The sequence below is a fragment of the Actinokineospora enzanensis DSM 44649 genome (assembly GCF_000374445.1).
GTDB classification, from domain to species: domain Bacteria; phylum Actinomycetota; class Actinomycetes; order Mycobacteriales; family Pseudonocardiaceae; genus Actinokineospora; species Actinokineospora enzanensis.
This window is the reverse complement of the sequence record NZ_KB894403.1, coordinates 81,135-94,464: the sequence shown is the minus strand read 5'-3', so window position 1 is coordinate 94,464 and position 13,330 is coordinate 81,135. Positions and strand designations below refer to the sequence as shown.

At 72.2% G+C, this 13,330-nt stretch carries 12 protein-coding genes; 2 read left to right on the top strand and 10 right to left on the bottom strand.

The window, feature by feature from the left end; all coding sequences use genetic code 11:
* Positions 1-222: 222 nt before the first annotated feature.
* Both C503_RS0100335 and C503_RS0100330 read left to right on the top strand, forming a co-directional pair.
* A complete protein-coding gene (locus tag C503_RS0100335) occupies positions 223-1,029 on the top strand; it encodes an O-methyltransferase (protein ID WP_018680199.1) in 807 nt (268 codons plus the stop codon).
* Between the two features lie 4 nt (positions 1,030-1,033).
* Entirely contained in the window at positions 1,034-1,552 is a 519-nt protein-coding gene (locus C503_RS0100330) for a maleylpyruvate isomerase N-terminal domain-containing protein (protein WP_018680198.1), read from the top strand.
* A gap of 36 nt (positions 1,553-1,588) precedes the next feature.
* Here the strand turns inward: C503_RS0100330 and C503_RS42850 are convergent, their stop codons facing one another.
* The 10 genes from C503_RS42850 to C503_RS0100280 form a co-directional block, all read right to left on the bottom strand.
* Positions 1,589-2,860, bottom strand: a complete 1,272-nt coding sequence (locus C503_RS42850) for a serine/threonine-protein kinase (RefSeq protein WP_084476642.1) — start codon at positions 2,858-2,860, stop codon at positions 1,589-1,591.
* 69 nt (positions 2,861-2,929) lie between these two features.
* Positions 2,930-5,401: a non-ribosomal peptide synthetase gene (locus tag C503_RS0100320; protein WP_245572372.1), complete on the bottom strand. Its 2,472-nt coding sequence runs from the start codon at positions 5,399-5,401 to the stop codon at positions 2,930-2,932.
* A 20-nt stretch (positions 5,402-5,421) separates the two neighbouring features.
* On the bottom strand, positions 5,422-6,246 hold the full coding sequence (locus C503_RS0100315; RefSeq protein WP_020608200.1) for an SDR family oxidoreductase: 825 nt from the start codon (positions 6,244-6,246) through the stop codon (positions 5,422-5,424).
* 3 nt (positions 6,247-6,249) lie between these two features.
* Positions 6,250-6,948 (bottom strand): thioesterase II family protein, encoded by a 699-nt coding sequence (locus tag C503_RS0100310; RefSeq protein WP_018680193.1) that lies wholly within the window; start codon positions 6,946-6,948, stop codon positions 6,250-6,252.
* Positions 6,945-7,961, bottom strand: a complete 1,017-nt coding sequence (gene sbnB, locus C503_RS0100305; protein ID WP_033400060.1) for a 2,3-diaminopropionate biosynthesis protein SbnB — start codon at positions 7,959-7,961, stop codon at positions 6,945-6,947. Before sbnB ends, C503_RS0100310 begins: the two co-directional genes overlap by 4 nt.
* A gap of 26 nt (positions 7,962-7,987) precedes the next feature.
* Positions 7,988-9,007: a pyridoxal-phosphate dependent enzyme gene (locus C503_RS37140; protein ID WP_018680191.1), complete on the bottom strand. Its 1,020-nt coding sequence runs from the start codon at positions 9,005-9,007 to the stop codon at positions 7,988-7,990.
* Positions 9,004-11,193 (bottom strand): lantibiotic dehydratase, encoded by a 2,190-nt coding sequence (locus tag C503_RS0100295; protein ID WP_018680190.1) that lies wholly within the window; start codon positions 11,191-11,193, stop codon positions 9,004-9,006. The genes C503_RS37140 and C503_RS0100295 overlap by 4 nt, the downstream gene beginning before the upstream one ends.
* Positions 11,194-11,195: 2 nt before the next feature.
* Positions 11,196-11,948 carry an aspartyl/asparaginyl beta-hydroxylase domain-containing protein gene (locus C503_RS37135; protein ID WP_169514470.1) on the bottom strand — a complete coding sequence of 251 codons (753 nt, stop codon included), beginning with the start codon at positions 11,946-11,948 and terminating at the stop codon, positions 11,196-11,198.
* A gap of 84 nt (positions 11,949-12,032) precedes the next feature.
* Positions 12,033-13,115, bottom strand: coding sequence for an Ldh family oxidoreductase (locus C503_RS42845; RefSeq protein WP_281170479.1), 1,083 nt, complete (start codon positions 13,113-13,115; stop codon positions 12,033-12,035).
* Positions 13,112-13,318, bottom strand: a complete 207-nt coding sequence (locus C503_RS0100280) for an MbtH family protein (protein ID WP_018680187.1) — start codon at positions 13,316-13,318, stop codon at positions 13,112-13,114. Before C503_RS0100280 ends, C503_RS42845 begins: the two co-directional genes overlap by 4 nt.
* Positions 13,319-13,330: the final 12 nt, after the last annotated feature.

Here is a 13,330-nt window from a genome sequence, read left to right as displayed (position 1 = left end):
CGGTGTGCGGCAGGCCCGACCGTCCCGGCGGGACCGCGACCTCGATTGATGGCAGGCGGGACCGCCCTCCGATGATCATCATTCGGCACCGGGCGGAGACGCACCGGTCCGACCGGGACGGCTTGGCGCCGTCCCATGTCGACGAACGTCCGCCCGCGCGGCTCCGTCCGGCGTGGACGCCTGTCGTCCGCGCGGCCTGACCTTCCCGAGAAGGGGGAAACGATGTTCGACGCGGCGTTCCACACGGCCGTCGACAAGCTGCGGGTGCCCGCGGCGGGCACCGATGTGGTGGCCCCGCTGCTGTCCTCCGTGGTCCGGATGATCCGGCCGCGGCGGGTGCTGGAGGTCGGTATGGGATATACCACTCCGTACCTCGCGGCGGCGCTGGCCGACGTGGCGGCCGAGGTCGAGGCGGAGTCGGCCGCGCTGGCCGCGAAGACGTCCGATCATCTGGGCAACGGACGCGAGCTGGACGAGTCCTGGCTGTACGGCGATCCTGCCCTGCGCGCACCGGGTTTCTACCTGGAGCCGTACCGGCCGCGGTTCATCGCGGTGGACGACCTGTCGATCCCCGACTCGTCCGCCGGGCGGGTGCTTGAGGTATTGGGCGAGCTCGGCCTGGCCGACCGGGTGCAGGTGATCAACGCCAACATCCGGGACTGCCGCGAGCTGCTGCCCGCCGACTTCGCGCCGATCGACCTGGCCTGGGTCGACGCCTGGGAATGCCTGTACTTCTTCGACCACTTCTGGGACCTGATCAACCCGGACGGCGGCCTGTTGATCATGCATTACCTGATGACCTACCCCGAGGGCGAGGCCATCCTGGACTACCTCGGCAAGATCCAGCGCAAGCGCCCCGGCGAGCTGGAGCTGGTCAACCTGCTGGAGCCGCACAAGATCACGCAGAACAGCCTGACGGTGGTCCGCCGCACCAGCGCGGGCCGGGCGCGCTCGTTCGCGCACCCGGGCGGCGTGCTCGACTTCTCCGGCGAGCTGCGGCGCGAGGCCGAGGCCCAGGCGGGGAGCTGACGAGATGGCCGACTACCTGGACCGGGACACCGCCTGCCGGGCGCTGGCGACCGACCGCGACCACCTGCTGGCCGCGATCACCGCCGACACTCCCCCGGCCATCCACCACAACCCGCTCGGCGACGACCCGATGTGCGTCACCGACCTGGTGATCCACGTGTCGATGTGGGACGAGATCGTGCTGGGCGTGCTCACCGAGGCGCTCGCGGGCCGCGCCCACTGGTACGTGGACTCCCGTTGGGAGACAAGGGAATGCGGCCGGGCGCTGAACATCGGCGGGGTCGGCGCGGGCAGGCTGCTGCCCGCGCACCTGGTCGAGGAGCGCTTCCGCACCGTGCGCGAGGCGTTGATCACAGCGACAGCCGCGGTCGACCCGCGGCGCTGGCACGAGCCGCTGCCGTTCCGGCATTCGGGCGAGGAGCCGCAGACCATCGCGGGCCTGTGCTACAAGGTCAACATGCCGGAGGCCGACCCGACCCGGTCCAGGGTCTACCAGCACGCCTCGGTGCACCTGGGGCGCTAGCCCGCCACCTGCGACGACCGTCCGTCCATTGTGGAGTCAGTCGGTCGGGTGGACGGTCGTGGTCTTGTCCTTCTTCCGGGACTGGCCGGGCGGCAGCCGGACCGTCGTCGTCGAGGTCGACATGGTCTCCGGATCGGACGTCGTGGTGATCGTCCCGGCTGTCGTGGTGCCCACCGTCGTATCCGGCACCCGAGCGACGGGTACGGCGGTGTTCGACAACGTGCGGACCGGCGGCGCGCCGGTGGTGTCTGTCACGATGGTCGGACTGTCGATGGTCGAGGAAGTGGGCGCCGCGGGTGTCGTCGTCCCGGTGGGTGCGGGCGGCAACGCGGGCGATGGCGTGGACTTGTCGGGCCCGGACAGCGCCCACCACAACGTGCCCGCGCTGACCAGCGCGGCCGCCGAGCCCGCGAGGATCACCGCGCGCCTGCGGGACCGACGCGGCACGTCCACCGACACGACGTCCGGCCGCTTCAGCGGCGCGCCCAGCAGGTCGGCACAGCGCTCCGCCGTCGGACGGCGGCGGGGTGACAGGGAGGTCATCAACAGCAGCAGCCGGACGACCTCGTCGGGTAAGTGCCGGGGCACGACGGGCGGGCGGCGCAGCCGGGCCACCGCGGTCTCCACCTCGCCGCCCTCGTACTCCTGCTTGCCGGTGACGCATTCCAGCAGCACCAGACCGAGCGCGTAGACATCGGCCGGGTAGCCGACCTCGGCGCCGGTCACCTGCTCGGGGGCCAGGTAGGCGGCGGTGCCGGTCATCCGGCCGCTGCTGGTCCGCCGCGGCCCGTCCATGATCCGGGCCAGGCCGAAGTCGGCCAGCACGGCCCCGTCACCGTGGTCGAGCAGGATGTTGGACGGCTTCACGTCCCGGTGCACCACACCGTTGTCGTGCACGTAGGCCAGCGCCTCGGCCAGCCGCGCCCCCAGCCGCCGGACCCGCTCCAGCGGCATCGGCCCGCTGTCGCCGATCTCCCGGCGCAGGGTGGGCCCGTCGATCAGGCGCAGCACCAGGAACGGGTGCGGCCCATGGCTGCCGACGTCGTGGATGGTGACCAGCCCGGGGTGCGACAGGCTGGTCAGGATCCGCGCCTCGGCCGCGAACCGCCACTCGCCGCCGACCTCCGGATCCGGGTCCGAGCGCAGCACCTTGATCGCGACGTACCGGTCCAGCCGCAGGTCCCAGGCCCGGTACACCTGGGCCATGCCACCCAGCCCGATCACGTCCTCCAGCTGGTAGCGCCCGGCCAACACCTCGCGCACGGCGGGCAGCGGCCCCGGCGCGGCACTCCCGTCCTCTGACTCCATCCCAGCAGCATGCCCTGTTGATCAATACCGCACAGCCCTACCCCCGACCCGACTTCGAACCGCGGCCGGTCAGCCGTCCACCTCCGACGGCTCGCCCTGACTGCCCAGCGCCTCGCCGAGCAGGCGCGCGGTCGGTCGGCGGTACAGCTCACGCAGGTCGAACCGCGGCCAGCCGCGTTCCCGCATCCGCGCGGCGAGCCGCACCGCCAGCAGCGAGTTGCCGCCCAGCTCGAAGAAGTCGTCGTCCTCCGCGACGGGCACGCCCAACACGTCGCGCCAGATGTCCAGCAGGCCGCACGCGCCGTCCTGGCGCACCGGCTCGACCGCCGGGGCCGCAAGCCGGTCGACGTCGAGTTTTCCGTTGAGGGTCAACGGAAAGGCAGCCACGGCGGTGATGGTGGCCGGGCGCATGTACTCGGGCAGGACGCGGGTGGCGCGGTGGCGGACGTCGGCGACGGTGGCCGTGTCGAGGACGACGTAGGCGTCGATGCGGGCGGTGGCCGCGTCGTCCGGGTCCGCCCTGCGCACCACCACGGCGGCCGCGCGGACCCCGGGTTCCTCCCGGAGCACCTCGCGGATCTCGTCGGGTTCGATGCGGAAGCCGCGGATCTTGACCTGGGAGTCGAGCCTGCCCAGGTGTTCCAGGGTGCCGTCGGGCAGCATTCGGCCCTTGTCCCCCGAGCGGTACATCCGACCGCCGCGGAAAGGGTCGGGGCGGAATCGGTCGGCGGTCAGGCCGGGTCGGTTGAGGTATCCGAGTGCCACGCCCACACCCGCGACGTGTATTTCGCCGGGGACGCCGGTCGGGGCGAGGTCGCCATCGGCGTCCAGTACGTACACCTGCCAACCGGGAAGGGCCCGGCCGACCGATCGGGATCGTCGGAGCGCGTCACCGCGGTCGACTGTCAGCGCAGTGACATGGACGGTGGTCTCGGTGATACCGAACATGTTCACCATGCGGCAGCGGGATTCCGGATAGCGGTCGAACCAGGGCAGCAGGTCGCTCGGATCCAATGGCTCGCCGCCGAACACGACCAGCCGCACGGCGAGTTCCGGGCGGTGGTCTCGGTCTATGTCGCACAGTTGGCGGAAAGCGGAAGGGGTCTGGCTCAATACCGTCACGTGGTGTTCCCGAAGCAACCGGTGGAATCGCTCCGGGGCGCGGGCGACCCAGTGCGGGACGATCACCAGATGTCCACCGGTGAGCAGGCAGCCCCACAACTCCCACACCGAGAAGTCGAACGAGCAGGAGTGGAACAGAGTCCAGACATCCCGTGGGCCGAGGTCGTAGTCAGCGCGGGTGGCGTCCACGAGGCTCAGCACATTGTGTTGTGGGACAAGGACTCCCTTGGGGCGACCGGTGGATCCGGACGTGTAGATGACGTAGCCTGCGCCAGCGGCCGGGGGATCCATCGGGGTGTCCGTGCCGAGCTTGTCGAGTTCGTCCGGGTGTACCGCCGGGACTCCGCTGACCGGTGGGTCTTCGAGGGGCGTCACGATGATCGTGACGGCGGCGTCCTCGGCGAGGTAGGCCAGTCGGTCGGCGGGGTGTCGCGGGTCCAAGGGCACGGAGACGGCGCCCGCGCGGACCACGGCGACCAGCAGGGCCACGAGGTCGACCGAGCGGGGCAGGCAGACGCCGACGCGATCACCGGTCCGTACGCCCAGCGCACGCAGACCTTGGGCCAGGCGGGTGCACCGCCGGTCGAGTTCTCCGTAGGTGAGGCGGTGTTCCCCGTCGGACACCGCGATCGAGTCGGGGTGAGCGGTGGCCTGCGCGGTGAAGGCGGACGACAGTGAGGTGTGGGCGGGTTCGGGCAGGGCGCCGCCGTCGCCGTCGGCGATCACGCGAGCCCGTTCGCCGGGATCCAGCAAGTCGGTCGTCGGCTGCGCGCCACGGATCAGTCGGTGGACCCTGACCAAATGGCGGCAGAACTGCTCCGCGATGGTCGGGGCGAATGTGTCGAGTCGGTAGGTGCAACGCAGGGTCGACGGGGAAAGCGAGAGGGTCAGCGGGAACGGAGGCGTGCGCCAAGGAAGGTATTCGAACTGTTCCGTGGCCTCGGGTCGGGTCAGGAGACCGACGGCGTCGCCTTCCCCATACCGGGCCAGCACCGAATCCAGCGCGGTGGACCACAGGGATTCGTCGCCGGTGTCGATCGGCAGTTCATGTGTTCCGATCTCGTCACCGCGCGCCGGATCACCGAGGCCCCAGTCGGGACGCTCCGCCCCGTGATCCGAATCCCATTCGGCTATGTCGGAGCAGGGCGGCTCCCGGTGCACCAGCTTGAACAGGGACGCCTGATCGAAAGCGGCCCGGTGCGCCACCAGAATGAGATCGGCGCGGTGATCGGAGTAGGTGAGCAGCACGGCCCGCACACCGGGATCCGCCGTCACCGGCCGGTGCAACTCGGCCTGCCTGCGCCGGATCGCGAGTGGCTCGTCGGCGGCGGCCGGGACCGGTTCCCGCCACACTCTCGTGATCCCGGCGAGATCGACCGGCTCGGTGAGCCGGACGCGCACTGCGTGGCAGTGATCCACGGTCGTCCTCCCGGCGATGTTCATCGGACCGTGAACCCGCCGTCGACGGTGACCACGGACCCGGTCACCCGCGCGGACTCGTCGGCGGCGAGCCAGAGCGCGGCTGCGGCGACGTCCTCCGGTTCGACCAGGGCGTTCATCGGCTGGGCCAGCACGAAGGTCGACTCGTGCTCGGCGACCGGCACGTCCAGCGCCCGCGCGATCTCGGCCAGCATCCGACCCTCCACCCACGGCGTGTCCCGCACCGAACCGGGGCAGATGGCGTTGACCCGGACCCGGGACGGCCCGTAGTCCAGGGCCGCCGCCTTGGTCAGGCCGATCAGGCCGTGCTTGGCCGCGACGTAGCCCGCGAAGTGCCGGTATCCCACGAGCCCCGCCGTGGACGACACGTTGATCACGCTGCCCGCGCGGCGCGCGCTCATCCGCCCGGCGACCGCGTTGGTCATCCGCCAGGCGCCGGAGAGGTTCACGTCGAGCATCAGCGCCCAGTCCGCCTCACTCGTCTCGTGCACCGGCCTGCCCGCCGGGGCGGCGATGCCCGCGTTGTTCAGCAGCACGTCGATCCGACCGAACCGCTCCTCCGCCGCGTCGGCCACGGCCCGCACGGCGGCCATGTCCCGGATGTCGACCACCTCGGTGTGCACGGCGACCCCGTGCGCACGGCACAGGTCGGCGGTGTGCGCGAGCTGGCTCGCCGAGCCCAGCGGGTAGGGCACACCGAGCAGATCGGCCGCGATGTCCACCAGCACGAGGTCCGCGCCCTCCTCGGCGAACGCCGCCGCACAGGCCCGGCCGATCCCCCGGGCCGCCCCGGTGACCACCGCGGTCTTGCCTGCCAGACGCACGGTTCACCCCTTCCCGGCCAACGTCGCGGCCAGGCGGAGGATCGGCCGCGCGTTCTCGGTCAGGTACATGTGGCCGCCGTCGACCTCGACGTAGTCGAACGGGCCGGTGGTGGCCTCGGACCATTCGCCTGCCTCCGCCGCGGTGACCAGGCCGTCCCGCTCGCCCCGGATCGAGTGGATCGGCACGGTCAGCGCGGTGAGGTTCTCCGACCGGTATGCCTCGTGCATCTCCACGTCCGCGCGGAGCACCGGCAGGATCAGCTCCCGCATCTCGGGGTAGGCCAGTGCCTCGTGGGTGTACCCGGCGAACTGCGCGACGCGGACGAGGAACTCGTCGTCCGGCAGGCCGGTCGCGCGCCGCTCGCGTTGCGTCCACGGGCCCGGCGAGCCGCTGACCAGCAGTCCGGCCACGGTGACCTCGGCCTTGGCCGCCAGCCGGTGCGCGAGCTCGTAGGCGATCACGGCACCGAGGCTGTGCCCGAACAACACCACCGGCTGCCCGCCGCCCAGTCCACCGAACAGATCGGCGTACAGGCCGTCGGCGGCGGCCGCCACGTCCCGGTACGGCGGGTCGTCGATCCGCCGTTCCCGGCCGGGCAACTGCGCGGCGAGGATCTCCAGGTCGGGTGCGAGAGCCCGCCACGGTCGGAAGAACGACGCGCCCGCGCCCGCGAATGGCACGCACACCAGGGTCGGGGTCATGGCCGGGCCCCCGTCCAGGACATCGCGGGCGTGCTGAAGAAGTCGGGCACCGGGTCGAGCAGGCCGAGCCTGGTCCCCTCCCGGTGCACGAAGCGACCGACGGCCAGGTCGAGGACACCCATGCCGAACGGGGAGAACACGACGGTCCGGTCCCGGGGCACGGCGAGCCCGGTGGTGAGCGCGTCGTACATCGAGCCGTGCACGAACCGCCGATCGCCGCAGTGTTGCTCCGCCAGATGCACCGAGGTGTCTGCCGCCAGGCAGTGGTCGATGTCGTCGAGCACGTTGTGACAGTCCAGGATCAGCTCCGGGGTGAGGTCGCGCAGGGACACGTGCAGGACCAGCGGGTGGTGCCGGAACCAGGCCTGCTCACCGATGTGCGGGGTGGTGGCGGTGGTCGCGAACACCACGAGGTCCGAGGACTCGATCAGCGCACCGGGGTCGGTGTGCACCGAGACGTCGGCGTCGAGATACTCCGCGAACCGGTGCGCGTACTGCTCGTGCAGGTCGTGCACGGCGATCCGGTCGAACCGCCAGCCGGTGGCGTCCAGGTACTCGTGGATGTACCGCGCGATCAACCCGGCGCCGATGATCCCGAGCCGGGTGGGACGTGTCCCGCGTTGCTCGGTGAGCACCCGGGCGGCCAGCGCGGCGGAGGCGGCGGTCCTCGACGCGCTGATCACCGCGCCCTCCAGGCAGGCGTAGGGGAAGCCGGTGACCGGGTCGTTGAGGACCAGCACGGCGGCGGCGCGGGGCAGGCCGAGGTCGAGGTTGCCGGGCCTGCTGGAGATCCACTTGACCCCGTTGACGGTCTCCAGCGCGGCGGGCAGGGCGATCACCCGGTCGCGCGGCCGGTCCGGGAAGCGAAGGAAGGCGCTGGGCGGGTTGACCGTGCGGCCCTCGCCGTGCGCGAGGTAGCTGTCGCGGACGAGCCCGACGACCTCGGCGTGCCTGCCGCGCAGGATCTCGGCCACCTGTCGTCCGCTCACCGTCGTGAAGGTGGGGGTGTCCATCCTGACCTCCTGTTCCCGTCGGGTGGTCACCGGCCGCTCCTGGCGTCGCCCAGTACCCGGAGCGCGGCGAGCACCTCGGGGTCGGGCGGGTCGGGGTACCGGCGGTCGTCGGCGTAGATCGTGTTCCGATAGGCCCGGCCGAGGTCGGCACAGACGACGCCGATGCCGGTGAGGCCGGGGTCGCGCAGGGCCGCGATGGTCGCGCCGAGCACCGCGCCGCCCGCCGAGCCACCGAGCGCCAGGCCGGTGGCGTCGCGGAAGACCGCGCAGGCCTGGGCGGCGTGGTCGTCCGCGACGAGGATCCGCAGGTCCCAGTCGACGTCGGTGAGGAAGTCCGAGCGGCGACCTGAGCCGAAGCCGGGGATCTTGCGCGGGCGCGGCCCGGCCGCCCCTCCGGTGGCCGCCGAGCCGACGGCGTCGACCACGATCATGGTCAGCTCGGGCAGGTGGCGGCGCAGGTAGGCGGACAGCCCGGCGGCGGTCCCGCCGGTGGACACGGCGGCCACCACCGCGCGCAGCCCGTCCCCGGCGCAGTCGTCGGCCAGTTCGGGCGCGGTCGAGTCGCGGTGCACCTCGGGGTTGGCGAGGCTGCCGTACTGGTTGGTCCACACGGTGTCTGGCTGTTCGTCCAGGATCCGCCGCACGGTGGCCAGCCGGTCGGCGACTGCGTTGCCCTCCGGCCTGCGCGGCACGACCACCAGCTCCGCGCCCTCGCCCACGATCAGGTCCCGCACGACCTCGGGGGTGTCGGTGTCCGCGACGATCGTGCACCGGTACCCGCGACGGCGGCAGATGCCCGCCAACGCCACCCCGAGGTTCCCGGACGACGACTCCACCACGGCGCCGCCGGGACGCAGCACGCCCTGCCGCTCCAACGCCGCCACCAGCCCGTACGCGGTGCGGGCCTTGATCGAGCCGAACTCGTTGGCACCCTCCAGCTTCAGCACGAGGCGGCAGGTCCGGTCCGGCAGCGGCAGGTCGAACCGCGCGACCGGCGTCCGGGTGACCGGCGGGTCGTCGGCCAGTCGCCGGTGCGCCGCGCTCACCTGCGCCCCTGTCGCCGGTAGTAGCCGAACCGCAGCTCGCCGGTGTGCCTGCCGTCGTGGTCGCGCAGCCAGAGACCGGTCGGGCCGGGCAGCATCTCGGTGATCACCGTCGGGCCGGTCGCGCGCGCATGGTGCCGGGCGAACAGGTCGACCAGGACCGGGATGTCGAAGTCGACGAAGACCGGCTTCGGCTCGCCCTGGAACCTGGCGTAGACCTGGTCGGGCAGGCCGAGGCGCTCGCGCAGGGCACGGACCTCGGCCTGGTTGCGTGGCGACAGGCTGGTCCATGGCCGCGGTTCCGGTGGCACGCGCCAGGTCTCCCGGTGCACGACCGTGCGGCCGATCGTGAGGCGCGGCAGGTGCGCGTGGCCGTCGAGGGTGCGGAACATGTCCTCGGCGCCGATCAGCCGGGCACCGCAGAACGGGCTGAAGACCGACTCGACCTCGGCGTCCCAGGAGTAGGTCGGGGGCCTGGTCAGGTGGACCCGGCCCAGGGTTGGGCTCTCCAGGACGAGCAGGCCGCCGTCGAGCCGGACGACGAGGTCGGCGGCCCGGCAGACCTCGCCGGGGCCACGCGGGCTGCGGCCGAGGAACTCGACCTCGGGGAGCACCTCGGCACGGGCGAGAGTCTTGCGGCCGTGGGCGAGCACCGGGTCGCAGATCCGGCCGTCGGCGAGGCCCGCGACGAGCTTGCCGATCTCGGCCTCGAAGTCGGCGCGGCAGGGGTGCAGGGCGGGCCAGAGGCCCTGGAGCAGTTGGTCGTGCAGACCGTGGACCTCGCCGACGACCACCCGGAAGTCGTCGGCGTCGAGGTCGGCCACGCCACGGGCGTCGATGAAGAGGTCGGCACCCGCGACGGACCAGGTGTCGAAGTCGATCCGGGCCGCGTGGTGCCTGGCCCGGTCCAGGTCCACCTCGACCCGCGCGCGGTCGGTGTCGGCGAGGAGCAGATCGGTGATCGCGGAGGGGCCGTCGGCGCGGCAGGTGTCGTCCAGGGCGCGCAGCTGTTCGCGGAGGTCGGCGGCGGCTATCACCTGGTCGAGCGGGACCACGGCGGTGCCGAAGGTGTCGGTGAACCAGGCCGTGACGGCGCGCACCCTGCGGCGGCGGCGTTCCAGGGACAGCTCGAACAGCAGGTCCAGGACGATCGGAGCCTCGTCTCGGAGATATCCGTGCACCGGTCCCCCGAGTGTCAGGTCGGTCCAGGCGAAGTGCCCGTCCTCGATGAGGATGGTGCGATCCGCGTAGTGGCGGCCCGCGTTGCGCTGTGCCGGGCTCCCCGTCAGGGCGGTGAAGGCGGCGTCCGCGGCGTCGAGTACGGCCGGTCGGTCGGGGGTGGCATGTGCGGCATGCACGGCGTGGCGGTGTGCGTCCAGGTCGGTCAGGACGGTGGACCAGGTGTCGTCGGGGAGTTCCGCCGCGAAGTCGATCAGCGGACGCAGCGGGTCGAGCAGGCCGTACGGCACCTGGACGTGACAGGTCACCAGGCCGCGACGGGCCAGCTCGGCGAGTGATTCGACCACTGTGGACAGTTCGGCGCCGACCGACTCCGCGATCCCGGCCGGGGTGGCGACCCCGTCGCAGTGCGCCAGGATCCTTCGTCCCAGGTCGGTGCACGGGCCTTCGAGCTCGACCACCTCGATGGGCCAGTCCCCGTAGCGGACGGACAGGTGCCGGTCACCGCGCCGCACGAGGTTGGCCGGAATCCGTGGCCTGATATGGGGCAGGACCTCCGGGTCGGCGCTCATCGCGTCGGCCACCGCCTGGGCCGCCCAGTGCGTCCACTGGGTCTCCAGGGTCGGCGGGCCGCCCGCGCCCGGGTCGAATCGGACGTCCTCGGTCCCGCCCACCGGGGCCCAGTAGACGGGGCCGAAGAAGCTGGTGCTCTCGTTCTTGGCGCAGAACCGTTGCAGGTACATCGCGGCGACCAGCACCTTGCGCCGGTCCTTCGAGCGCCACCCCGCACCCAGGCCGCCGCGCAGCTGGTCGTGGGCGGTGCGGCTGGAGAGCAGCACCGCCTCCAGGAAGCGCGGGTCGGCGCAGGTGCGCGCCAGCCTGCGGACGCACTCGGCGATCCGCTCCTCGTCGGTCCCGGTGCGCACCCGCAGGTCGTCGAGCAGCTCGAAGCCGAAGCCGGTGGACTTCACCATGGCCCAGCCCGCGCACTGCCACGGTTCGGTGGTCACGGTCAGTTGTCCCGGTACAGGAAGGTCTTCCACACGGTCATCATGTGCGCGAGGGCGCGTTTCTCGATCTCGGTCAGCTCCGGGTGCCAGACGTCGAACAGCAGCACGGCCCGGCCGGCGCCGCTGTCGTTCCACACCTCGTGCTCGAACGAGTCGTCGAACACGAACGCCCGCCCGTCCGCCCACGTCCTGGTCTCGTCGGCGACCCGCATCCGGCAACCGTCCTCGGGGACCACCAGCCCCAGGTGGCAGCGCAACCGGGTGTTGACGAACCCGCAGTGCGGGGCCACGTGCGCGCCCGGCGACATGATCGAGAAGTAGCACATCCCCGACTCGCGCACACCGTCCAGAGTGGACAATGCCGTGACCGTGTCCGGGCAGGCGGCCAGGTGGTCGGAGTACTCCTGGCCGAGCAGGTAGAAGTAGTACGCGCTCCAGGTGCCCGACCGGGCGAGGTTGCCGGTGTTCGGATGACTCACCGCGTTGTCGGCGGAGAGGCCGCCGACCTCGGTGAACTCCGCCAGGATCCGGGGGAACGCCTCCTCAAGATCGGACAACCAGGGGAAGCTCGCGCTGTCCCACCAGGGACTCGCGGTCAGTCCCGGGACCAGCACCTCGGGTCGTTGCACCGATCGCTCCGTGCTCGGCTCCCGGGTCGCGCTGAGGTCCATTCCGTCCAGAACACGTGCCAACGCGCCGCGATCGACCCCCTGTTCGTCGATCCACCGCTCCAGGTACGCCCTGCTCTCCGCCACCCAAGCCGGCATCGCCTACCCCGTTCCCTTCGTCCCGTTCCATCCGACCCCGTACCGCCTGCCGACGACCGCGAGGTCGATCGCCTACTCCGGTTCCCCGTCCAGGTCCGTCCCGACCCCGTACCGCTCGCCGATCTCCACCAGGTCCGCCAGCACCCGGTCGACCACCGGTACCCGGGCGCGGTTGGCCGCCCGGTGCCTGCTTTCCGGTACACCGGGGACGGTGACCGTCGCGCCGTCGGCTTCCGCGCGGACGATGTGGTCCGTCGTGCGGGACACCGCCGCCGCGTAGGGTTCCCGGCCGCCGAACACATCCGGGTCGATCACCACCAGGCACACGCCTGCGATCTCGCCCTCGCCCGTCGACCCCGGCGGCCGCTGCGACCCGGCGAGCGTCGGCCGGTCGTCGTCGATCATGGCCAGGCCGCCGAGCAGCGCGGCCGCCAGCCCGAGGCCGAAGCCCTTGTGCCCGGCGACCAACCCGCCCAGCGGCAACAGGCCGCCGCCGTCGAAGTAGTCCACCGGATCCCGACTCGGCCGCCGCGCCGCGTCGACCACGCACCCCTCCGGGAGTGGCGTCGAGCGCATCGCCGCCGCGACGACCTTCCCCTCGGCCAGCATCGCCGACGACACGTCGACCACCACGGCCTCCGGGGTCGCGGGGACGCCGATGGCCCACGGGTTGGCCGCGAGGAACCGCTGCGCCGTGCCGCCCAGCACCATCGCCCCCACGGACGGGCCCGCCGCCCCGACGGTCAGCAAGCCCACCAGGCCCGCCTCGGCGATCCGCTCGCAGTAGTGCCCCAGCCTGCCGGTGTGCCCGGACCGCCGGACCACCACGGTCGCCACCCCGTACCGCTCCGCCGCCCGCGACGCCGCCTCGCACGCGAACCGGGTCGAGTAGTGCCCGAAGCCACGGCCCGCGTCGACCAGCGTGGCCGCGCCCCGGCCGCGCACGACCTCGGGCCGGGCCGACGGCACGAGATCACCCCGGTCCGCCTCGTCCACGTACTGCCGCAGCCGCTGCACCCCGTGCGAGCCGTGCCCGGACAGATCCGCCCGCACGAGATGGGTGGCGACCTCGTCCGCCACCTCGGTGTCGGCCCCCATCCGTATGCACACCTCGGCGACGAACCGGGTCAAGGGCTCGCGCCCGACGGACCTCATGCCTGTGCGCGCAGGGCCTCGCGCAGGCTCTTGGGCCGCATGTCGACCCACACCCGCTCGATGTGGTCCAGGCATTCGCTCTTCGTCCCCTCCACCCCGACGGCGTGCCACCCATCCGGCACCTCGCGCCCGGCGGGCCAGATCGAGTACTGCTCCTCGTCGTTCACCACGACCGTCCACACCCGGCCGTCCTCGTCCTCCATCGCTGCTTCTCC

What these genes read in the sequence shown, in the direction of transcription:
- sbnB (WP_033400060.1), bottom strand. Translation starts at nt 7,961, where the DNA reads ATGGACACCCCCACCTTCACGACGGTGAGCGGACGACAGGTGGCCGAG.
- C503_RS42850 (WP_084476642.1), bottom strand. Translation starts at nt 2,860, where the DNA reads ATGGAGTCAGAGGACGGGAGTGCCGCGCCGGGGCCGCTGCCCGCCGTG.
- C503_RS0100310 (WP_018680193.1), bottom strand. Translation starts at nt 6,948, where the DNA reads ATGACCCCGACCCTGGTGTGCGTGCCATTCGCGGGCGCGGGCGCGTCG.
- C503_RS0100330 (WP_018680198.1), top strand. Translation starts at nt 1,034, where the DNA reads ATGGCCGACTACCTGGACCGGGACACCGCCTGCCGGGCGCTGGCGACC.
- C503_RS0100335 (WP_018680199.1), top strand. Translation starts at nt 223, where the DNA reads ATGTTCGACGCGGCGTTCCACACGGCCGTCGACAAGCTGCGGGTGCCC.
- C503_RS42845 (WP_281170479.1), bottom strand. Translation starts at nt 13,115, where the DNA reads ATGAGGTCCGTCGGGCGCGAGCCCTTGACCCGGTTCGTCGCCGAGGTG.
- C503_RS0100280 (WP_018680187.1), bottom strand. Translation starts at nt 13,318, where the DNA reads ATGGAGGACGAGGACGGCCGGGTGTGGACGGTCGTGGTGAACGACGAG.